This window comes from Trichocoleus sp. ST-U2, from assembly GCF_039961875.1.
Lineage (GTDB): Bacteria > Cyanobacteriota > Cyanobacteriia > Cyanobacteriales > FACHB-T130 > FACHB-T130.
In genome coordinates this window covers 173,821-193,452 of sequence record NZ_JAMPJY010000008.1, presented here as the reverse complement: position 1 = coordinate 193,452, position 19,632 = coordinate 173,821, and the positions used below count along the sequence as shown (strand labels likewise).

Here is a 19,632-nt window from a genome sequence, read left to right as displayed (position 1 = left end):
TATCAGTCTAAAAATTGATATAAACCGATAAGATTTCCATCAGGATCTCGAAGATAGGCTGTCTTCATTCCATAGTATGGGTTGGTCATCGGATCTGTAGTAAATTCGATGTCTTTATGTCTTAATTCGTGATAGGCTTCGTCCAAGTTAGGTACTGTGAAAATTAATACAACTTTGTCTTGACATTCGGCACTGGAAGGCTTCTGATCGTTTCCGATCATCTCTGCCATTTCCTTGCGCCTGAATAAAGCCAGCTTCATATCTCCCGCTTCAAATTCAGCATATCCGCTCGTGAAATCTTCTACATTTACCTTGAATTGCATTACATCTCGGTAGAACAGAAAGCAAGCTTCAATATCAGTAACCAGAAGCCTTGTATATGCAGATTTAACTTTCATGGCAACTTCACCTTATTTAAGCGATACATTTTTGTGGGAGATTTAAAAATCGTTTCGTTCTAGATTTTGCAACCTTAACATTACAGATTCCCGCTCCAATTCCCCCAAGCATTCCTGATTCTCTGGCTTTAGCGTAAATTCTGCAAGGTGAATTAGATCGCCATTGGAAATTATCAGGAAATAGCATGGGTTTATTGATTTATTCCTTACCCTGGTTTCAGCTGCGATGATTGTCGATTAAGTTGAATGTGCCGCCATAAAGGCGATCGCGGATCGTGTCATTACTCAGGAAGTCATGGGGGAAGCCCAGATCGATCTGACTCACCTCATTGAGGCGTTGCAAATGCTCTGGCGTCAGATGGACATCTAGGCAAGCCAGATTATCTTCGATCTGGCTGACCTTCCGAGAACCGATAATCGGGATGATGACGCTGCTTTGAGCGCTTAGCCAAGCCAGCGCCACCTGTGAAGGCGTGTGCCCAATTTCTTCGGCAACTTGACACACAACGTCAGCGATCGCTAAATTCCGCTCGGAAATATTCCCCCCTATCGTTCCGATTCGCCCCTGTTCGCCCCCCTGTTCGCTATTGTTGCTCTGGGTGCGCTGATTGTACTTGCCCGTTAGCACACCGCCACCCAAGGGCGACCACGGCGTAATTGCCAAGTCGAAAGCCTTTGCCATCGGTAACAAGTCCCGTTCCGGCGTCCGCTGAATCAAACTGTACTCGACTTGCAGCGCTACAAACGGCGTCCAGCCGTAACACTGCGCCAGCGTGTTTGCTTGGGAAATAATCCATGCGGGTGCGTCAGAAATGCCAATGTAGAGAACCTTGCCAGAACGTACCATGTCATCGAAGGCACGCATCACTTCCTCTACGGGCGTCATGAAGTCCCAAGCGTGCAGCCAATATATGTCAATGTAGTCAGTTTTAAGGCGTTTCAGACTGCCTTCTAACGACTGCATCATGTTCTTGCGATGGTTGCCACTGCCGTTGGGATTGCCCGCGCGATCTCTACGAGAAGGCGAAGCGCCTACGCTCATGTGCAAGGGAAATGAGTATTTGGTAGCAACGACAAAGCGTTCCCGTTCTGAGGCAATGAACTCACCAACCATTTTCTCGCTGGTGCCCTCTGTGTAGCCGTTGGCAGTGTCAATAAAGTTACCGCCTGCTTCCACAAAGGCATCAAAGATTTGGCGGCTTTCATCTTTAGATGCGCCCCAGCCCCAGTCTTCACCAAAAGTCATTGTGCCAAGGCAGAGTTCGGAAACTCTTAATCCACTCTTTCCTAATAGCTTGTATCTCATGGTTTTCCTCGTAGAACGAAGGGAGTTTTAGCATGGACAAAAAATCTGATGGCTCGGAATTAACCGCTTTCAGGATTGCACGCAGTAACTTTGACCTGTCACAAGCATCTTTGTAGCAGAAACCGTTGCTCAAAAATGTCAGCGGTTTACCATGCTCATCATCGATTCCGGGTAACGTCCGCCGCTAGCGACGCCCTTCGGTGCCGCTTCGTCGATGCGCTGCAAATCTTCTGGTGTCAGATTCACTTCCAGCGCCGCGGTATTTTCTTCCAAATACTGCCGCCGCTTAGTTCCGGGAATGGGAACGATGTCTTCACCCTGCGCCAGCACCCAAGCAAGAGCCAGCTGCGCTGGTCGGCACCCTTTTTCTTGGGCAATTTCGCCAATCCGTTGTACCAGTTCCAGATTTTTCTGAAAGTTCTCGCCCTGAAAACGCGGTGAGTTGCGGCGGTAATCATCAGCAGCCAAGTCATCAAAGCTTTTGATCTGCCCGGTCAAAAAGCCCCGTCCGAGCGGGCTATAGGCAACAAAGCCAATGTTAAGCTCTCGACAGGTGGCAAGAATGTCGTCTTCTGGATCGCGGCTCCACAGGGAATACTCGCTCTGCAATGCGGTAATTTGATGTACGGAGCAAGCACGACGCAAGGTTTCCGATCCGGCTTCCGAGAGTCCTAAATATCTGACTTTGCCTTCTTGAACCAGTTGCGCCATCGCACCGACGGTTTCTTCGATGGGAGTATTGGGGTCAACTCGATGCTGGTAGTAGAGGTCAATCGTCTCTACACCCAGACGACGCAAACTCGCTTCGCAGGCTGAGCGAACATACTCCGGTTTGCCATTGATACCGCGAACGTTAGGGTCTTCGCTGCTAACGATGCCGAATTTAGTAGCGAGAACCACAGAGTCGCGGCGATCGCTAATTGCTCGTCCAACTAATTCTTCGTTCTTGAATGGCCCATACATATCAGCCGTGTCGAGAAAATTTAGCCCCAACTCCAGCGCCCGATGAATGGTGGCAATTGATTCAGTATCATCGCGGTTGCTGTAAAAATCTGACATTCCCATGCAACCCAAGCCGATTGCCGAGACGGTGAGATCGCTTTGTCCTAACTGTCGTATCTTCATCGCTAATTTCTTTGTTAAAGTTTGCCTGATTGACTTGCGCTCAGTCTACGCAGGGAACGATGTTTTGTCACTTGCTTGGGGATACGTCTTAAGATAGACATTTTTCCTAACTGGCAATCGGTTTTCCGCCTTCACACTTGGTGGGGCTTTACTCAGCGGTTGCACATCGACTTTAAGGATCTCAAACTGATAATCTGTCCCGTTTATCCGCAACAGCAGAAAACAGATGATAGAAATCAAACCGATACAACCGCACCAAGTTGAAGAAGTCAAGCGCGTAATCATCACGGTTTGCAAGGAAATATGGCAGCTTCCTGAAGAAGTGATTAGGCGTTATGATGCCATGTCTGATATAGATGACGTGCAATCGCACTACTTCGACAATAAGGGCACATTCTTGGTGCTGATTGATGAGGAGCGGGTTGTTGGCAGTGGCGCAATTCGGCGTTTGAGCGACGACATCTGCGAACTAAAGAGAATGTGGTTTCTTAAAGATTATCGAGGACGAGGGTTGGGGACGAAAATGGCTCAGATGCTCTTAGATTTTGCCAGAATTACAGGTTATAAGAAAGTCAGGCTGGATACGATTGATGAACAAAAACAAGCACAAGCTCTGAAGCTTTATCAGCGGCTCGGCTTCTATTTTATTGAGCGATACAATACGAGTCCTTGTACTGTGTTCATGGAGAAAATGCTTTAAAAAGTAAAAATGCATCATCTTTCATCTTGATATATCAGTCCTATGTGATTTGGGGGAAAAACGAACCGCCAAGACGCAGAGAACACAGAGAAAGAGAAGAGAAGAGAGAGAAGTTTACAACTCATTTAGGATTGCTATATTTGTTAAATACCAGTCCTGCTTTGTAGATACTCATCAGCGATCGCTTGAAATTTCTGGTAATCTTTTGGGGTATCAATGTCGATAGCACCCTCCGGAAAGGGGATGCGAAAGACTTCGGGTGAGTATTTTTTAATGATTTTTTTTGCGCCTTCGGTCGTTTTTAGGCTCGTGAGTTCTGGAAACAAGGCGCGGCTGAACAAAGCGGGTACGCCCAAGCTTCCTGCATACTCTGAAGCAATAATCGGTCGGCGCGTCACCTGATAAGCTTCCACGATTTGATTGAGTAGTTGGGAAGAAATGAAAGGCTGGTCGCAAAGTGCGATCGCAACGGCTTCTATGTTCTGATTTAAATTACTCAGCGCTTCAATACCCACCCGAATCGAAGAACTCATCCCCTCCGCCCACTGTGGGTTTTCTACGATTTGGACGGGTAATAAGTTAACTTCCGGCTTCATTCGTTCCGCATCTGCACCCAAAACGACAACGATGGGTTGACAGAGAGAAGCGATCGCAACTTCTGCGGTGTGGCGGAGGAAGCTGCGCCCTTGATACATCAGCAGTTGTTTTGGCGTCCCCATGCGAGTGGATGCTCCTGCGGCGAGAATAATCAAACCGACGACAGGCGCATTCATCCGGTACTCCGGTTGTGGATTGGTTCCTGGCGGTTTCTTAATAACCCGCCGGAACGATTGGCGAGAACTGCTTGAATTTCCGCCACAATTGAGAGTGCGATCGCTTCCGGTGTATCAGCGCCAATATCCAGTCCAACAGGGCCATGCAAGCGGTGAAGTTGGGCTTCTGTCAGATGCATTCCCCCTTCTTTTAGCTCCAAAAGTAACTGTTCGGTTCTTCTTTTAGGGCCAAGAATGCCTAAATATTGCACGGAAGAAGGCAAGAGTGTTTTCAGGATTTCTAGGTCGTGCAGATAGTTATGGGTCATTACCACAGCTACCGTGCGCTTATCAATTTCTACGGTTTCATTGACGATTTCTGGGCGAGACAAAATCACTTCATCAGCGCTGGGAAATCGCTCTGATTTTGCATTGGCAGGTCGGCTATCAATGACTGTTACGTACCACCCCAATTCTTTCGCCAAGCGTACAACCGGGATAGCATCGTCACCTGCTCCAAAAATGACCAGCGAGACAGGTGGCTGAATCGCTTCGATAAAAACTTCGGCTTTCCCTCCCAGTAAGGGATACGCTTTAAAAAGCGAGCAATTTTTATCAAGCACTTCACGGGCATCTTCGAGTATGTCTGCACTCAAATCTGCATCTTCGAGGTTACTGAAAATTGTGCCATCTTGATGCAGCATTAAATGGGTTCCGACTTGTGCCTTGATTTGACCTTCAATGTGAAATATCGTTGCTAGAACTCCTACCTGCCGCTGATGCAGACACTCTCCCAGAAAGGTCATCGGACTTAACTCGTTCTCTGGAGTTAGGCGTTCAATCAACACCTGTACCATTCCCTTGCAACCAAGTCCCAGCCCCCAGACGATGTCATTGTCGGAGGTCGTATCGTAGTTCACCAACATGGGTTTACCAGACGCGATGACCTGTTGAGCGCGTTCAAAAACGTCATTCTCCAGACAGCCGCCGCTAATTGAACCGATTCTCTCACTTTCTAGAGTCATCAGCATTCGAGCGCCCGGTCGCCGGTAGGTAGATCCACTGACTTTGACTATGGTGGCGATCGCTACTGTCTTGCCGCAATTTTTGGCTTTTGCAAATGCGGCAACAATCTCCTGTAATTCTTTCATATAGAGCTTTGCAGTTTGAGCCAATCCGGGCTGACCTCTCCCCAAACCCCTCTCCGACACGGAGAGGGGCTTTGAATATGGCTCCCCTTCCCTCGTAGGGAAGGGGATGGGGGGTTAGGTGCTAAGACAGATTACAGCAACTTATCCGGCGTAATCGGGAGGTCGCGGATGCGCTTCCCGGTGGCGTGATAGACAGCGTTTGCCACCGCCGCCGCCACGCCAGTGATGCCAATTTCGCCCACGCCTTTAGCTCCAATCGGGTTAATGTGCGGGTCGATTTCTTCGACGAAGTACGACTCAATTGCGGGGATGTCTGCGTTGACGGGTACGTGGTACTCACCCAGGTTGGCGTTGACGATGCGTCCGGTACGGGAGTCTGTCACCGTTTCTTCTAGTAGTGCCATACCTAGCCCCATGACGATACCGCCAATCATTTGCGATCGCGCTGTTTTGAGGTTGATTACCTGTCCCACCCCAAAGGCTCCCACAAAGCGGGTTACGCGCACTTCGCCAAAGTCAGGATCGACGCGCACTTCGGCAAATTGAGCGCCGAAGGAGTGCATGGAATACTTCTTCTCGGCGCGGTTAAACTTGGCATCAAAGCTTTCTTCGACTTGCGGCAAATTTTGGCGCGTCAGCACCGCTTGGTAAGTTTCGCCCTGGTTGCGATCGCTCTTGCGAAACAGGCGTCCGCCCTCAATCGCCATGTCTGTTTCCGGGACGTTGTAAAGCGGCGAACTAGCATCCGTGCGTGCCAACTCCAGTACCTTCCTACGGGCTGCTTGCGCCGCTTCATGCACGGCAGTCCCCACGCTTCCCATCGTCGCCGATCCGCCCGATATCGGCGCGCGGGGCAATTGGGTATCTCCCAGCTCAAATCGCACTCGCTCAACCGGCAAACCAAGGGCGTCAGCGGCGACTTGCGCCATCACCGTCGCCGTACCCGTCCCCATCTCTTGGGAACCACTTTGCACTAAGGCGGTGCCGTCTTGCAGGATGCGGACTCTCGCGCTAGCCGGGAAGTGATTCACGGGGTACGTGGCGCTTGCCATTCCCATACCGATTAGGTAACGACCGTCCCGCATCGAACCCGGTTCGGGAGTGCGCCGCGACCAGCCAAATTTTTCTGCGCCGAGTTGGTAACATTCTTTGAGCGACTTGCTCGACCAAGGCAGGTTATTGCTGGGATCTATGTCTGCATGATTGCGGAGGCGCAACTCAATTGGGTCAAGTTTCACGGCATAAGCGAGTTCGTCCATTGCCGATTCCAGGGCGAACATTCCCGGACTTTCGCCGGGGGCACGCATAAAGGTCGGCGTTCCCTTGTTGAGACGGACGAGACTTTGCTTTGCTTGCAAGTTGGGAGTGGCGTACATCATGTGGGTTCCCACAGTGTACGGTTCGAGGAATTCCTCGAACGTTGAAGTATGGGAGATGCCCCGATGGGCGATCGCAGTCAAGCGACCGTCGCGGGTTGCGCCGAGTGCGACTTGTTGCTCGGTTTCTGCCCGGTGCCCAACCACGGTGAACATCTGTTCGCGGGTTAAAACTAATTTCACGGGACGACGTACCTGGCGGGCAGCGAGGGCGGCTAGCGTGACGTGGGGCCAAACCATAGCTTTGCCGCCAAACGCGCCGCCAATGAATTGACACACGACGCGCACGTTCTCGTCGGGGATGCCGAACGTCGTCGCCATTGCCTGACGCACGCCGAAGTTAGACTGCGTGGCGTCGTAAATGGTGAGGCGATCGCCCTCCCACACGGCAGTTGTCGAGTGCGTCTCCATCGGGTTGTGGTGTTCGGTGGGCGTCCGGTAAGTTTCTTCAATCCGCACTTCAGCATCGGCTAAAGCTTGCGTCGGATTGCCGCGTATCGTCTCTGGCGGTTTGCCAAACACGGACTTCGGCACGTATGCCTGCGCCTTTTCCATCTCCACCACCGGCGTTTCGACGTCGTAATCAATGCGGACGAGGGATGCGGCGTGGGTGGCGTTTTCTAGGGTGTCGGCAATAACAACGCCGATGTGCTGACCGATGTGATGTACAACCGCTTCTTGCAGCACCAGGCGGTTTTCGGCAGCAGCCCCACCCCCGAACAAGGTGGGCACCGGGCGGAGTTTAGGCGCGTTGAGGTGCGTCAAGATACTCAGTACACCAGGGGACTGTTCCGCCGCACGGGTGTCGATGCTTTTAATGCGTCCGCAGGCGATCGCGCTGCCGATAGAGACGGCATAGGCGGGATTTTCTACAGGGATTTCCGCCGAGTAGCGGGCACCACCCGTCACTTTCAGGCGTCCATCCACCCGATCCATTGGCTTACCCACAGCTTGGTTGGTTGCATTCTCAGATTGACTCATACTGTGCCTCCTGCTGCTTTTGTGAGTGCCCGAGCGATCGCTCGTTTTGCCATTTCAACTTTGAATCGGTTGTATTTTTGGGGTTGGGCTTCCCGAACTGTTGCCTCTGCTGCTGCTGCAAAGGTTTGCTCGTTCGCTTTTGCACCAACCAGAATTTTCTCCGCCTCAACCGCCCGCCACGGCTTATGTGCGACGCCTCCCATCGCGACTCGCGCCGCTTTAATGGTGCCGTTGTCGATATCGAGGGCGGCGGCGACGGAAACCAGGGCAAAGGCATAACTAGCGCGATCGCGTACTTTTAAATAGTGCGATCGCTCGGCAAAGGGTGAATTTGGCAAATCCACCGCAACGATTAGTTCGTCATGTTGAAGCATCGTATCGATTTGAGGCGTATCTTCCGGTAAGCGGTGAAAGTCACTGATGGGGATTTGTCGCTCTCCGTTCGGCCCCTCAACACGCACTACGGCATCAAGGGCTGCCAGCGCCACGCACATATCCGAAGGATGCGTTGCAATGCACTGTTCGCTGGCACCGAAAATCGCGTGAATGCGGTTGTACCCTTCAATCGCCGAACAACCGGAACCGGGTTCGCGCTTGTTGCACGGCATCGTCGAATCGTTGAAGTAGTAGCAGCGGGTTCTTTGCATCAAGTTGCCGCCGATGGTTGCCATATTCCGCAGTTGCGGCGACGCGCCAGCGAGTAACGCTTGAGACAGTAACGGATAGCGATCGCGCACCAACCGATTATTTGCCACGTCGCTGTTGCGTGCCATCGCCCCGATGCGTAAGCTATTCGAGATTGCCGCCATGTCTGCCAAGGGTAGCCGGGTGATGTCCACCAGTTGGTCAGGCTGCGCCACGCCTCCTTTCATCAAGTCGATTAAATTAGTGCCGCCTGCGATAAATTTTGCTGCCCGATCCCCCGCAACTGTCTGAATGGCTGCGCCTTTTTCAGTAGCACGCACATAACTAAAAGGTTTCATTAAAACTCCTGTGCATGGGTTTAAGTTGAATGGCACTGACTTAAGAGCCATGAAATAAATTTCCGGCTTCACCGCTCAAACCTATTTCAACCCGTTGAAATCCATATCCAGTTAGCTTTAGCTAACTTTAGCGATTAGCCCGAAATTGATTTCAGGGCAAAGCTGCGGGTATGCAATTGATTGGTGAAACGACGGAATTGCTCATGCTTCCCGGCTACCCATTGCTAGTCTGCGTCTGATGAACTTCGCGCACAGCGGCAACAATGCCAGGATAGGCACCACAGCGACAGAGATTGCCGCTCATGCACTCCCGAATTGCCTCATCGGATGTCGGGCAACCTTCTGCTAATAGACCCACCGCAGACACGATCTGACCGGGCGTACAATATCCGCACTGAAAGCCGTCATGCTTAATGAAAGCCGCCTGCATGGGATGAAGTTCATCGCCACGAGCTAAACCTTCAATCGTTGTAATTTCCGCGCCCTCCTGCATCACCGCCAAGGTCAGGCACGAGTTGATGCGCCGTCCATCGACCAACACAGTACACGCACCGCATTGTCCGCGATCGCAACCCTTCTTGGTGCCTGTCAGACCGATGCGTTCGCGCAGTGCATCCAGTAGCGTCACGCGCGGTTCTATTTGCAAAGTGTGCGATTTACCATTGATTCGCAGCGTCACGTCAATACGACCAGGCTCCTGGGTTTTCGCGACTGCGGTGGAAGTCTTAGGGCTTGTTTGCATAAAAATATTTTTTGTAAGGTTTGCATTCGCGATGCGGGATGCGATCGCGTCCTTAGCAACGACCAAGGTACTTGCGATCGTTAGCATACCGAACCGTCGCCGTGTTATCCTCAGCCTCATTTTGCGGTGTCAAAATAGGTCTAATAACAAAGATAGTGCGTTTTACATTTCTCGGCATGAGAACTGAAGTTTAATGAGGCGCAAGGAAAGCAATTTTTTTGCTGATAGCTTTAATTTCGTTAAAACGGGCTAAAAATCAGAAATATTAAGGTTTTTAGTCTATTTCAATAGACCTGATTTATTCACCCAGAATTTGAATTCTGGGCAGGTTATCGGGTTGGTGCAAGATTGCAAGATATTGGTGCAAGATATCAGTTGAACTCAACTTTGTGAAACAGGCACCCAAAAATCAGATGATTGTAACTGAAACACCGCGCTTAATTCTCCGACATCTCACATGGGATGATGTAGATGACTTGGCAGCCATTTTTGCCGATCCAGTCGTGATGAAGTTCTTCCCCAACACGCGAACATCTGAAGAAACTAAGCTCAACATCGAGTGGATATTTAGCTGCTACGAGAAATACGGCTTCGGTTTGTGGGCGACCATTCACAAGGCTGAAAACCAGTTTATTGGTCGGTGTGGATTAATACCGCAGCGAGTGGATGGGCAAGAAGAAGTCGAGATTGGTTATATGCTGGCTAAGGAATACTGGGGAAAGGGTTTGGCAACCGAAGCGGCTAGTGCAATTCGGGATTATGGTTTTGAGCTGGGTTATAACCGCCTCATTTCCTTAATCCATCCGGGAAACATCGCGTCTCAGAATGTCGCAATGAAAGTCGGCTTAACTTACGAAAAAGACACAATTATTCAGGAAAAGACTGTTCGCGTTTATGCAATAAAAAGACCCAATCTTCCGTAGAATTAACTACAGCAGTTTTATTGGCTGAGCAACAGCGAGAGAGAAAAGAGAGGGTCACAAATGCGGATTTTATTTGTGTGTACGGGCAATACCTGTCGTAGCCCGATGGCAGAAGCGCTATTCCGCCAAAAAGCGAAAGGAATGGAAGTGGAGGTGCGCTCGGCGGGCGTCGTGGCGTTTGAGGGAGATTCTGCATCCCCGCAGACCCAGCGCGTCCTGAAGGAGTATGGTATCGATTACTACCATGAAGCGAAGCGGCTGGATCGCCAGCTCTTCGATTGGGCGGATTTGGTGCTGACAATGACGGGCGGGCAAAAGAAAGCGATCGCTGATGCTTTCTCTGCTGCTGCTGACAAAGTATATACCTTAAAAAAATACGTTGGCTATCCCGATCAATCTGAAATCGCCGATCCGTATGGTGGCGACTTGACAACCTATCGACAGTGTGCCGGAGAAATCGAGCAAAAACTGGATCTGTTGTTAGAAAAACTAGCCGCTACGTGCCGAAGAGAACCCGCTGATTTTTAATCGTGACGAAGGTTTTTTAACCAAATGTCTACGAATTAGTGAGGGTTGAGCGGCAGGATTCATTTGTCGTAGAGAAAGGATTGATCGCGTCTAGAACAAACCATCAAAATTATCTTGAGAGCCTATTAGACGCGAGAAAACGATCGGGATTACTCAGTTTTGACGCAGTTGAGCATCCGCAGAGTGGCAGCGGCTGCATAGTTGCGGCGAGTCGGAGAGTTTGGCTCAAACTTGCTACCGACTTCATTAACTGGGGAGGCGACGTTGCAATAAGAAGACATTTGGCTAATCAGCGAGGCAGCCCAGTGTTTTTCGGTGTCTGAGAAGGTTTTCGCTAAGTTTTTGGTCGCTAATTCTGGGCTAAGGCCACGCATATTTTTGCCAAATTCAGCAGCACGTTGCAGCACTGCCATCAATTCAGCTCTCGTGACGGGTTGAGTGGGTTTAAAGGTGCCGTCTTGGTAGCCACTGACAATGTTGTTATCCCGCGCCCATTTAATTTTAGCGGCACTCCAGCGCGAGGCATCGACATCGGGATAGGGTCGGGATGCAGCTTGAGTTGGGATCGTGACATTGGCTCCTGGTAGCTTTGTTAAAGATTCCAACACCATAGACACGAGCTGCTCTCTGGTTAAGGCGACTTGAGGGCGGAAGGTGTTGTCTTCTTTAAAGCCTGCGACGAACCCCAGCGCAACGGCTTGTTCAATTTCTTTCGCGTAGACATCTGAGGCGATATCTCCGAAGGTGGAACTTCCGGGAGGCGTTGCGATATCGCCAGGGTCGATTCCCGGCGCGGCTTGGTCGCTAGCAAGATAGACGTGACCGAGGGTTTTCCCGTTGTAGGTTCTTTTGGCGAACCGCCACGCCGGATCGAGATTGATTTTCATAAAACCATCGCTGAGTCCGTTGGTTCTGCCAATTTCTATGGTTGGAACCGTGCGATCGCTAAAGTTTGTACCGACGAGGACGAGTTCTCCGTCGCGCTTTACTAAGTTGAAACTGTACTTCAGCCCCAAATCCGTCCCCGCCATACGCATAGAATAGCCGTTGCTATCGGTACTGCGTCCGCAAATGCCGGTGAAGTCAAAGTTGAGTAGCAGCGGATCGACTGCTGTTGGGCGATCGCCACTTTCACTCCAACAGGCCCGTTTATCGGATATCTGTTCCAGGATTAGCAGTTGATGACTATTCGTGCCGTATGGGGCAGCTACGGCGATAAATTTACCTTGTTCAACTTCTTTTTGAGTAAAAACGGCGGCTGGGCTGGGGTTGACGGCACTGAGGGTGGAGAGGACGACGGTGGCTAGGGCGGCAATTGACCGTCCAAATAGACGCTTGGAGGAGCTTGAAGGCAAAGACATGGTGAGGAGGTTATGGAGCTGGGTAGATTTCTTTTCTTTAATTATGTGATATTATTTATCACCCAAAAGTTCCCCTCTCCTGTCGCTCCAATCAATGGAATCTTGGCGCTAGATGCCTTGTACTTCCGGTGCGGCTGAAACTTGGTAGACCAAGGATGCCTGGAGTTGAGAGTAAGGTTCTAAGATGAAATTCCAGGTGCAAAAGCCATTTTCATCTGCCTGGATGCCGTCGGTAGTTTTATCGGAGATTACCTCAACTTTCACTTGCTCTAGCTCAGAAACCGGCACCCGCTCAGTGGTTGCGATCGCTCTTTGTTCTGCACCAATATTGGAAAGGAACAATGTTGTTGTAGTTGTAACCGTATTCCATTTAGTCAGATGCTCCTGTTTTCTTTTTTGGGTTTGGGTGCGCTGTACGCGCATTGCATTATCCGCTCCCCATCCCAACGCGAATTTCTCTCCAGGCGAAATAAATAAAACTGAGGTGCGACCGATAAAGCCAGAAGTCCGCACTAAATCTACGGGTCCGGCTAGAATCGGGAATTTAGAAGTGTTTGTCTGTTCGCTCTTAAGGATGACTTGACAGGATAATTCTGGCATCAAGACATACTCTACAGAGGCGGGAGAGTCGAAGGAGAAGATGGCAACGCGGTAAGGGCGACCATCGGAGGGAATCGTTGCTTTCGTCTGGCTGCGTAGGTTGCGGACTTCGCCGCCGTCATCAACGCCGGGTAAATCAATGGTAGTGGGGGCGGTGCCAGTTCCGAGTCCGGTTGTCTGAACTTGTTGATCTCTCGCTTGAATGATTATCTGCTGAGATTTTTCTTGAACATTTAAAGGGTCATCTGTCAGCAGGGGTGGTTCAGTTCCCAAGGATGCGCGGGCGGTTGAAAAGACTAAATCTACGTCTTTCCAATCTTCTCCCGTGCGTTGCCAGACACAGCCATCGAAGCGGAAAGAGAGCGTCGGTTTTTCGTCGAGGAGAAGGCGTGCTTGGTGCCAAGGTCGCCACATGGCACCGGGAACCACATAGTCGAAAGCGATCGCATACTCTCCCGCTTGGGGAATCATTAAGTCGGCTTCGATGTTGGCAACATAGACCATATCGGGACGCGATAAGGCTTCTGCTTTGGCAATTAAGTCGTGAATTTGCTGGTGTAGTTGTTCTTGAGTGTGATAGCTGCTTAAGATTTCCGATCGGAAATCTCGCAATTGTTTAAATAAAGTAGAAATTTGCTCTCGCCAGGATTTAGGGTCAATTTGTCCCCAAATCGCATCCACGGGGAGTTCCTGCAAACCTTTAGCAAGGATGGTGTTTACTCGCTCGAAGCACGATTCGAGGTGCTGGCGGTCTTCGCTGATATTGTTGAAGGAGTTAAGTAGTGATCGCAGTTCTGCTTGTAGAGACGCGAAATTTTGCATCTCTACATTGGCTAGTCGATCTGTTTCCTTAACCAACATCTGGCGGCGAACGCGAACATCGTCAATCCGTGCCTCTGGATATTCCTCACAAAACTCTGCCCGAAGAGATTTATCTGAAAGAACTGGGGCAACTTTCTGGACTTGAATTCTCCACAGTCCTTGGGTTAAATTAATTTTGCCAATTCGTCGCACCTGTGCCCTATCTTCTAAGAGTGTTACGACACAAACGGGTGCATCGAGCGTTAATTCTTGAATAACTTCTGGCGACTTTTGAATTGCTTGCATAATTTACCACTTCCTCATATCAAATTTATTTAAATCGTCATTGTTTGGAACCTCACCCCTATCCCCTCTCCGTTAACGGAGAGGGGAACCGGAGCCGCAGGCGATCGCGGGAAGAGTTTCTGAGGGAATGCTAAAGCAAATGCTGAATAATCAACCGGATTTGATGACATCATTTGGAACCTCACCCCTACCCCCTCTCCGTTGACGGAGAGGGAAACCGGAGCCATCGGCGATGGCGGGGAGAGGTTGTTTGCAAATGCTGAATAATCAACCGGATTTAATATCATTTAGCTTTTGCATTTAAGTATAAAGATTAGAATATTTACGCGGCAAATTTTCAACTATCAAGCTAATTGCTGTTGGTGCATCATTAACGATTGCAATAATCTGTTGATAATTACTAGGAGCCAATACTTCATACTGCCCCTTTCCTGTGGGTACAGCAGCAGGGCAATCGTACCAAAACGGCGGTTCCGTATATCTGCTGAAACCTAGACAATAATGACTGGTATACGGATAAAGTTGACTCAGCACTGAGTGTTTTCTAGCAGTTTGAATAAGATGAACTAAATCGTACACAGAACGGTGAGACTCAACCATGCGGATTCGGATGATAGGGGGCATTTGATTGTTTTCCCAAGTTTGCTCTGTGTATTGCCACCGCTGCTCGTGTTTTTGCAAAATTTCTTGCCACCGCTGTTCGAGTTCTTGCCATTTATTTTCAACATACTCATTCGTTGATATTTTTGTGGAAATAGGATTGGTTGATGCTTGAGAAGGCTTGCTGCTAGCACTAACGCTCAGTAGCAAGAGGCTGCAAACGGTGGCTGAGCCATACACAATAAACTCCCGCCGATTGTATTTTTCCACGGTACAACTTACTCTCTTTAGGCTATATATTTAGTAAGCCCAAATCTTCAATTAAAATTACGACTCCCGCCGATTTCCCCCAATCAATTCGCTGTCTACAAAAGTTTTAATGATGTAATCAACTGATAGGGTAGTTTTCTCTTTTGCGGGGACTTCGACTTGCCAGCGATAGCCGCCTTTGATGGGTGAGTTACGTTCTTGTTGTTCGTATTTTTCCCAAGGTGGCGAGACGCGATCGCAATGGATATCTACTTTTGCTCCTTCTTGGGGAATGGGGAGTCTTTCTCGTACTTCAATCTTGGCAATTCTTGGTAGATAGTTGTTAATATCGATTTTAATTTTGTGGCGCAGTTCGTTGAAGGAGACGATGGTTTCGCCAGAACGAACTTCTTCATAAACGGTGTTTCGAGCAACTTTGATGGCTTGTTCCACTCCTAGCCCTAATTCCATCTGTGCTTTTGGTGGAACTGTGGCAATATTTGTAGATAAGATGTACTCGCCATCGACGTAGACATCCGCAGGGCCAGCGAGTAGCGGTGCTTGTAGGGGGTTGCGGAGTTGGGCAATTCTGAAGACGTTAGTATCTTCGCGGGGAACGACGATGTAGCGCAAATCTACGTCTGTACTGTTGCTAGTTAGGGCGACAGAGTGAAATTGCCCGTCTGAGGGGACATCAATTCGTCCATCAGCGCTATAGGCATAGTCGAAGGAACCTGCAACGTCTCGCACATGGATACCACCGGGAGGAAGCATTATCCAGAGGCATTTTTGGGCGTTATCAAAAGCCTGTTGCACGACCTGCATGACATTAAACGTAACCGTAACTTTCTGACGTTGAAGGATTTCTAAATATATTTCCTGCTGTTGTTCTATCGACAATTTACCCCGCTTTGCTTGGTCATCTGCTGCGCCCATTCGCATGAGACCGTATGCAAGTAAATCGGTTACAGAATTCTCATCTGTAGTATCCTCCAGGTTCTGCCTCCTTCGACGCTGGAGAAATTCTGGTGCTGCTGGTGGGGCAGCTGCCGCCCGTTTCAGTGCTTTGTGAGCCGCTAGTCGGTCTCCTAGGGAAGGGGATTCTACTTGCGGTGCCAGTGATTCCTCTATATAGTCTGCACAAGGCGCTGCTGCTGGCATAGCCATCCCATAACTAGCGTACATTTCAGAGCGATCCTGCGCCGTCAGATCGGGTAAGGGTGGAACTGGAGGAGAGTTGTATAAGAAATTCGCGATCGCGCTTTGTGACGACACAGCGGTTAAAGCTGTCGGTCTCTGGCTATCGTAGTCCTCAAAAAGAATCTCTGCACCGATTGGGGGACGACGCCAGCCTGATTTTCTCATCGCTGGTTGCACTCGTCCTAGCCGCAGCGAGGGCAATTCCGGTAGCGCACACCAACCCATCGGTTCGGCTGTAGAAAGTTCCAATCTTACCCCTGACCAATCTTCACCTGTGCGCTGACAAATCAACGCCCTGACGGCAATGCTGGCACTAGATTCCGCACTATTTAGGCGGCAAACATAGGTCGGTGTCCAACGCGCACCGGGGACAAAATATTCGATAACTAAGCGTGAAAAACTTAACCCGTTTTCCCCCGTTTCTACAAGGGAAGGAGGGGAATTTTGGCCCTCTCCTGGTAGAAAAGGGGTAGGGAAAGTAAACTCTTCGTAACTCAAACGGACAATAACCGTCTTGCGAAGCTCATTAGGTCTAGCATTTCTGGCGGTGGAAGCGATCGCCTGCTTTTGTTGCAAATCGGCAAGATATTCCTGAGCTAGACGCAATTTTTCCAAATTTTCCCGCTTTTCCTGGATTCGGGCGCGGATTTGTTCTTCGCTGAAGTTTGCCAAAGCAAGTCTAGCGTTCATTGGCGAAGGCGGCGGTGCTGTCCCTGGTTGAGCGTTGGGGCGATCGGGTACTTTTAGATTACTGAGGACGCCAATTTCTTTTTCGATGAGGGCGATCGCGTCCTCAATGCGTTGTACCTCAGCCGTCGCCACACGCAATTCCTCCTCCGGGGGTGGGTTCTGTGTCTCTTGCGGCGGGGGAACAGCTAAACCAATGCGAACATCTGAGGCAATCGGGGACGGGTTTTGCGTCTCTACAGATTCAATCCTCACTCGAACACTGCTATCATCTAGCGCCAGAGGCAATCCCGGTATCTCAACGTGTTCTGGCAGTTCCCCAACGTTCAGATGTAACTCAGCAATCCGAGTCACAGTGGCACCGGCAGCGTAGACTTTAACTGCGTCAATCCGAGAAGCCAGTTCTTGCATTGCCATGATGTTTGCGCTGAGTTACTGCCTATAGATCCAGTAAGGCACAGGGGAAGAAGCGATCGCAAGTAACTCTATGAAAAATTTAAAAATAAAAGATAGACTTTAAACTTTTTAATTTTGCAGTTTTAACTTTCCGCTGTTGCCAAAGGGAAGGTAAACCAGAAAGTAGAGCCGCGATTCGGGCGACTTGTCACTCCAATTTCTCCGCCGTGAGCGGTAATAATTTGCCGACAGAGATACAATTTTAACCCGATGTTAGTCGAGCAGCGAGCTTGAGGATCGCGGACGAAGAGATTGAATAAGCGATCGCACTCAAGCTGACTCATTCCTCTACCATTATCCTCAATGGTAAAGCGAATCATCTGCTTATCAACTTTAGCTTTTAGAGTCAATTTCAATCCAGGCGGATTTTGTTTTAAAGCATAGGTGAATAGGTTTTCAAAAACCCGCTGACTCTGATACGGATCGACCATGACTAACGGTAAATTTGCCGCTATCATATTTTTGATAGTTGCTTGATTTTCCGCCAGCATGGGTTGCAAGTCTCGGAGAATCGCCGGAACCAATGTATTTAATTGAACTAACTCTCGCTGAAGAACAATCCCTCTATTTTCGTTAGTATTGGTTTCGATTAATGATTTAATCATGCTCAGTTGGCGTTCGTTGCCTTGGATCATTCGCTCTACAAGAGAGCGAGGAATGGTCACTTTTTCTTCTGGCGAACCGAGCAGATTATTTAACACCATGATAGTGCCCTGAACCGAGGTGCGGAGATCGTGAGAAACTGTATGTAAAACAACGTCTTTAATCCGGTTCAGCTCTTGCAGTTCTTGCATTTTCTGCTGTAGCTGAGCGGTACGTTCTTCTACTTGGCGTTCTAGATTAGCATTCAGCATTTGTACTTGTTGGAAGAGAGAAGATTGCTGAATTGCGATCGCTACCTGTACTCCCAGTTGATCGAGCAAGTCAATTTCATACTGCTGCCACTCCCGTGGTGCAGAGCATTGATTGGCAATTAAGATGCCATAAAGTTTGTCTCCTAGCATAATTGGGACACCGATGCCAGCTTTGACTTGATATCGATTGTGGTATTCAGCGATAAATGCAGATTTTTCTACTTTTGTTGTATCGTTGACAACTCGGATGCGATCGAGTTCAAATATTTGTTGAACTTCTTTGTAAGCAACGTTCTCCGTAACCCAACCTAAAATTGACGGAAAATTAGGATCTACTGACTCTGCAACGGTTGTACCTTGCCCCTTTTCATCAAAGTAACTAATAAACACGCGATCCGCGTGCAAAAACTGCCTAACTTCTTCAACTGTGGTGTTGAGAATTTCATTCAAATCGAGCGATCGCCTAATCCGCAAGGCAATCTCGTAGAGCAAGCGATCGCGTTCTGCGGTGGCGCGAGCCAAAGCTTCAGCAGCTTTGCTCTCAGTAATATCGCTCCTTACAGAAACTAAGCATGATTCGCCATTAATGTTGACAATTTCTGCTGAAAATAAATAGATTCCCACCTCGCCAGACTTCTTGCGAAACTCAAATTCCTGGTTGTGAATCGCTCCCTGTTCCCGCAACATCTGTTGCATCCTAATGCGATCTTCTGGATTCACCCAGGCATTGATTTCAAGTGAGGTACAACCAATAACTTCTTCTTTTTTATAATTACAAAGGCGGAGATAGCTATCATTTACATCAATATAACGCCCCTCATTGAAGGTTGTAATACTCATAGCATCAGGGCTATAACGAAACGCTATAGAAAACTTTTCTTCCGAAAGCAAGAGTGCCTCTTCGCGAGTCTTGCGCTCGGTAATATCTATCAGTAAACCATTCCAATAAATGTCATTATTTCCTTGCAAAATAGGTCGAGCCGCAGTTTGCATCCACTTGAGGTTGCCCGATTTGGTAATCACACGACCTTCCCATATCCAAGGTTGAAGATTCGCTGCCGAAATAACTAATGATTGTTCATAAGCTTCCCGATCGTCAGGATGGATCAGGTTCCATAGCAGAGGTGGGTCTGTATAAGCTGAATAAGATGCTAATTCTAAGAATTCTTGGCAACCGGAATGGGCAAATAGTAACCAGCGAGAATCATCACAATTGAGAAGCTGAAAAATAATTCCCAGCTTATTTGCTGCCACTTTTTCAAGTGTTGGGTCACTTTGTGACAGGGGAATTTCTGCGGGTAAAAGATTTTCCCAGGAATGGGTGACAGTTGGGAACTGAAAATCTGAATCGACTTGTGTTTGAGTTTGGCTGACTATTTCTTCAACACTTTCTCCCTCTAAATTCAGGAGCAGCTTTAACTGTTCAAAAGCTGCTTCATCTCGACAGCAAGCCCGTAAAGCTTGTAAATAATTTAAATCAGAAACCATGTCCTTCCTAGATATGGGATGACACTGAAAAACTGATTGATGAGCAGCACGTGATTGAGTTCTCT

Annotated in this window: 17 protein-coding genes; 3 read left to right on the top strand and 14 right to left on the bottom strand. The window is 49.0% G+C overall.

The window, feature by feature from the left end; genetic code table 11:
• Nucleotides 1-2: 2 nt before the first annotated feature.
• The 3 genes from NC996_RS08065 to NC996_RS08055 form a co-directional block, all read right to left on the bottom strand.
• Nucleotides 3-398, bottom strand: coding sequence for a VOC family protein (locus NC996_RS08065; RefSeq protein ID WP_190411571.1), 396 nt, complete (start codon nt 396-398; stop codon nt 3-5).
• Between the two features lie 217 nt (nt 399-615).
• Nucleotides 616-1,704 (bottom strand): aldo/keto reductase, encoded by a 1,089-nt coding sequence (locus tag NC996_RS08060; RefSeq protein WP_190690177.1) that lies wholly within the window; start codon nt 1,702-1,704, stop codon nt 616-618.
• 138 nt (nt 1,705-1,842) lie between these two features.
• A complete protein-coding gene (locus NC996_RS08055; protein WP_190690175.1) occupies nt 1,843-2,829 on the bottom strand; it encodes an aldo/keto reductase in 987 nt (328 codons plus the stop codon).
• 226 nt (nt 2,830-3,055) lie between these two features.
• Between NC996_RS08055 and NC996_RS08050 the strand changes: the two genes are divergently transcribed.
• Nucleotides 3,056-3,529, top strand: coding sequence for a GNAT family N-acetyltransferase (locus NC996_RS08050; protein ID WP_190690173.1), 474 nt, complete (start codon nt 3,056-3,058; stop codon nt 3,527-3,529).
• A gap of 143 nt (nt 3,530-3,672) precedes the next feature.
• Here NC996_RS08050 and NC996_RS08045 read toward each other — a convergent pair whose 3' ends face one another.
• From NC996_RS08045 to NC996_RS08025, 5 genes are all read right to left on the bottom strand, one after another.
• Nucleotides 3,673-4,302 (bottom strand): nucleotidyltransferase family protein, encoded by a 630-nt coding sequence (locus NC996_RS08045; RefSeq protein WP_190690170.1) that lies wholly within the window; start codon nt 4,300-4,302, stop codon nt 3,673-3,675.
• Nucleotides 4,299-5,432 (bottom strand): XdhC/CoxI family protein, encoded by a 1,134-nt coding sequence (locus NC996_RS08040; RefSeq protein WP_190690167.1) that lies wholly within the window; start codon nt 5,430-5,432, stop codon nt 4,299-4,301. The genes NC996_RS08045 and NC996_RS08040 overlap by 4 nt, the downstream gene beginning before the upstream one ends.
• A gap of 131 nt (nt 5,433-5,563) precedes the next feature.
• Complete coding sequence (locus NC996_RS08035; protein ID WP_190690164.1) at nt 5,564-7,789, bottom strand: xanthine dehydrogenase family protein molybdopterin-binding subunit; 2,226 nt, start codon at nt 7,787-7,789, stop codon at nt 5,564-5,566.
• Nucleotides 7,786-8,772 (bottom strand): xanthine dehydrogenase family protein subunit M, encoded by a 987-nt coding sequence (locus NC996_RS08030; protein ID WP_190690161.1) that lies wholly within the window; start codon nt 8,770-8,772, stop codon nt 7,786-7,788. The genes NC996_RS08035 and NC996_RS08030 overlap by 4 nt, the downstream gene beginning before the upstream one ends.
• Before the next feature lie 214 nt (nt 8,773-8,986).
• Nucleotides 8,987-9,634 carry a 2Fe-2S iron-sulfur cluster-binding protein gene (locus NC996_RS08025; RefSeq protein ID WP_190411579.1) on the bottom strand — a complete coding sequence of 216 codons (648 nt, stop codon included), beginning with the start codon at nt 9,632-9,634 and terminating at the stop codon, nt 8,987-8,989.
• A gap of 293 nt (nt 9,635-9,927) precedes the next feature.
• Here NC996_RS08025 and NC996_RS08020 point away from each other — a divergent pair, with 293 nt between their 5' ends.
• Both NC996_RS08020 and NC996_RS08015 read left to right on the top strand, forming a co-directional pair.
• A complete protein-coding gene (locus tag NC996_RS08020; protein ID WP_190690158.1) occupies nt 9,928-10,437 on the top strand; it encodes a GNAT family N-acetyltransferase in 510 nt (169 codons plus the stop codon).
• 60 nt (nt 10,438-10,497) lie between these two features.
• Nucleotides 10,498-10,965 (top strand): low molecular weight protein arginine phosphatase, encoded by a 468-nt coding sequence (locus NC996_RS08015; RefSeq protein WP_190690155.1) that lies wholly within the window; start codon nt 10,498-10,500, stop codon nt 10,963-10,965.
• Nucleotides 10,966-11,114: 149 nt separating this feature from the next.
• On the opposite strand, the gene NC996_RS08010 is transcribed toward NC996_RS08015, so the two are convergent.
• From NC996_RS08010 to NC996_RS07985, 6 genes are all read right to left on the bottom strand, one after another.
• Nucleotides 11,115-12,326, bottom strand: a complete 1,212-nt coding sequence (locus tag NC996_RS08010; RefSeq protein WP_190690153.1) for a DUF3747 domain-containing protein — start codon at nt 12,324-12,326, stop codon at nt 11,115-11,117.
• Between the two features lie 108 nt (nt 12,327-12,434).
• A complete protein-coding gene (locus NC996_RS08005) occupies nt 12,435-14,033 on the bottom strand; it encodes a mucoidy inhibitor MuiA family protein (protein WP_190690150.1) in 1,599 nt (532 codons plus the stop codon).
• 29 nt (nt 14,034-14,062) lie between these two features.
• Entirely contained in the window at nt 14,063-14,320 is a 258-nt protein-coding gene (locus NC996_RS08000; protein ID WP_190411584.1) for a hypothetical protein, read from the bottom strand.
• Between the two features lie 13 nt (nt 14,321-14,333).
• Nucleotides 14,334-14,903 carry a DUF6193 family natural product biosynthesis protein gene (locus tag NC996_RS07995; RefSeq protein WP_190524081.1) on the bottom strand — a complete coding sequence of 190 codons (570 nt, stop codon included), beginning with the start codon at nt 14,901-14,903 and terminating at the stop codon, nt 14,334-14,336.
• 57 nt (nt 14,904-14,960) lie between these two features.
• Nucleotides 14,961-17,186, bottom strand: coding sequence for a DUF4139 domain-containing protein (locus NC996_RS07990; RefSeq protein ID WP_190690146.1), 2,226 nt, complete (start codon nt 17,184-17,186; stop codon nt 14,961-14,963).
• 122 nt (nt 17,187-17,308) lie between these two features.
• Nucleotides 17,309-19,567, bottom strand: a complete 2,259-nt coding sequence (locus NC996_RS07985) for a PAS domain S-box protein (protein WP_190690144.1) — start codon at nt 19,565-19,567, stop codon at nt 17,309-17,311.
• Nucleotides 19,568-19,632 lie beyond the last annotated feature (65 nt).

Excerpts from the sequence above, each read along its gene's own strand:
- NC996_RS08065 (WP_190411571.1), bottom strand. The coding sequence starts at position 398 with ATGAAAGTTAAATCTGCATATACAAGGCTTCTGGTTACTGATATTGAA.
- NC996_RS08060 (WP_190690177.1), bottom strand. The coding sequence starts at position 1,704 with ATGAGATACAAGCTATTAGGAAAGAGTGGATTAAGAGTTTCCGAACTC.
- NC996_RS08055 (WP_190690175.1), bottom strand. The coding sequence starts at position 2,829 with ATGAAGATACGACAGTTAGGACAAAGCGATCTCACCGTCTCGGCAATC.
- NC996_RS08050 (WP_190690173.1), top strand. The coding sequence starts at position 3,056 with ATGATAGAAATCAAACCGATACAACCGCACCAAGTTGAAGAAGTCAAG.
- NC996_RS08045 (WP_190690170.1), bottom strand. The coding sequence starts at position 4,302 with ATGAATGCGCCTGTCGTCGGTTTGATTATTCTCGCCGCAGGAGCATCC.
- NC996_RS08040 (WP_190690167.1), bottom strand. The coding sequence starts at position 5,432 with ATGAAAGAATTACAGGAGATTGTTGCCGCATTTGCAAAAGCCAAAAAT.
- NC996_RS08035 (WP_190690164.1), bottom strand. The coding sequence starts at position 7,789 with ATGAGTCAATCTGAGAATGCAACCAACCAAGCTGTGGGTAAGCCAATG.
- NC996_RS08030 (WP_190690161.1), bottom strand. The coding sequence starts at position 8,772 with ATGAAACCTTTTAGTTATGTGCGTGCTACTGAAAAAGGCGCAGCCATT.
- NC996_RS08025 (WP_190411579.1), bottom strand. The coding sequence starts at position 9,634 with ATGAGGCTGAGGATAACACGGCGACGGTTCGGTATGCTAACGATCGCA.
- NC996_RS08020 (WP_190690158.1), top strand. The coding sequence starts at position 9,928 with ATGATTGTAACTGAAACACCGCGCTTAATTCTCCGACATCTCACATGG.
- NC996_RS08015 (WP_190690155.1), top strand. The coding sequence starts at position 10,498 with ATGCGGATTTTATTTGTGTGTACGGGCAATACCTGTCGTAGCCCGATG.
- NC996_RS08010 (WP_190690153.1), bottom strand. The coding sequence starts at position 12,326 with ATGTCTTTGCCTTCAAGCTCCTCCAAGCGTCTATTTGGACGGTCAATT.
- NC996_RS08005 (WP_190690150.1), bottom strand. The coding sequence starts at position 14,033 with ATGCAAGCAATTCAAAAGTCGCCAGAAGTTATTCAAGAATTAACGCTC.
- NC996_RS08000 (WP_190411584.1), bottom strand. The coding sequence starts at position 14,320 with ATGATATTAAATCCGGTTGATTATTCAGCATTTGCAAACAACCTCTCC.
- NC996_RS07990 (WP_190690146.1), bottom strand. The coding sequence starts at position 17,186 with ATGGCAATGCAAGAACTGGCTTCTCGGATTGACGCAGTTAAAGTCTAC.
- NC996_RS07985 (WP_190690144.1), bottom strand. The coding sequence starts at position 19,567 with ATGGTTTCTGATTTAAATTATTTACAAGCTTTACGGGCTTGCTGTCGA.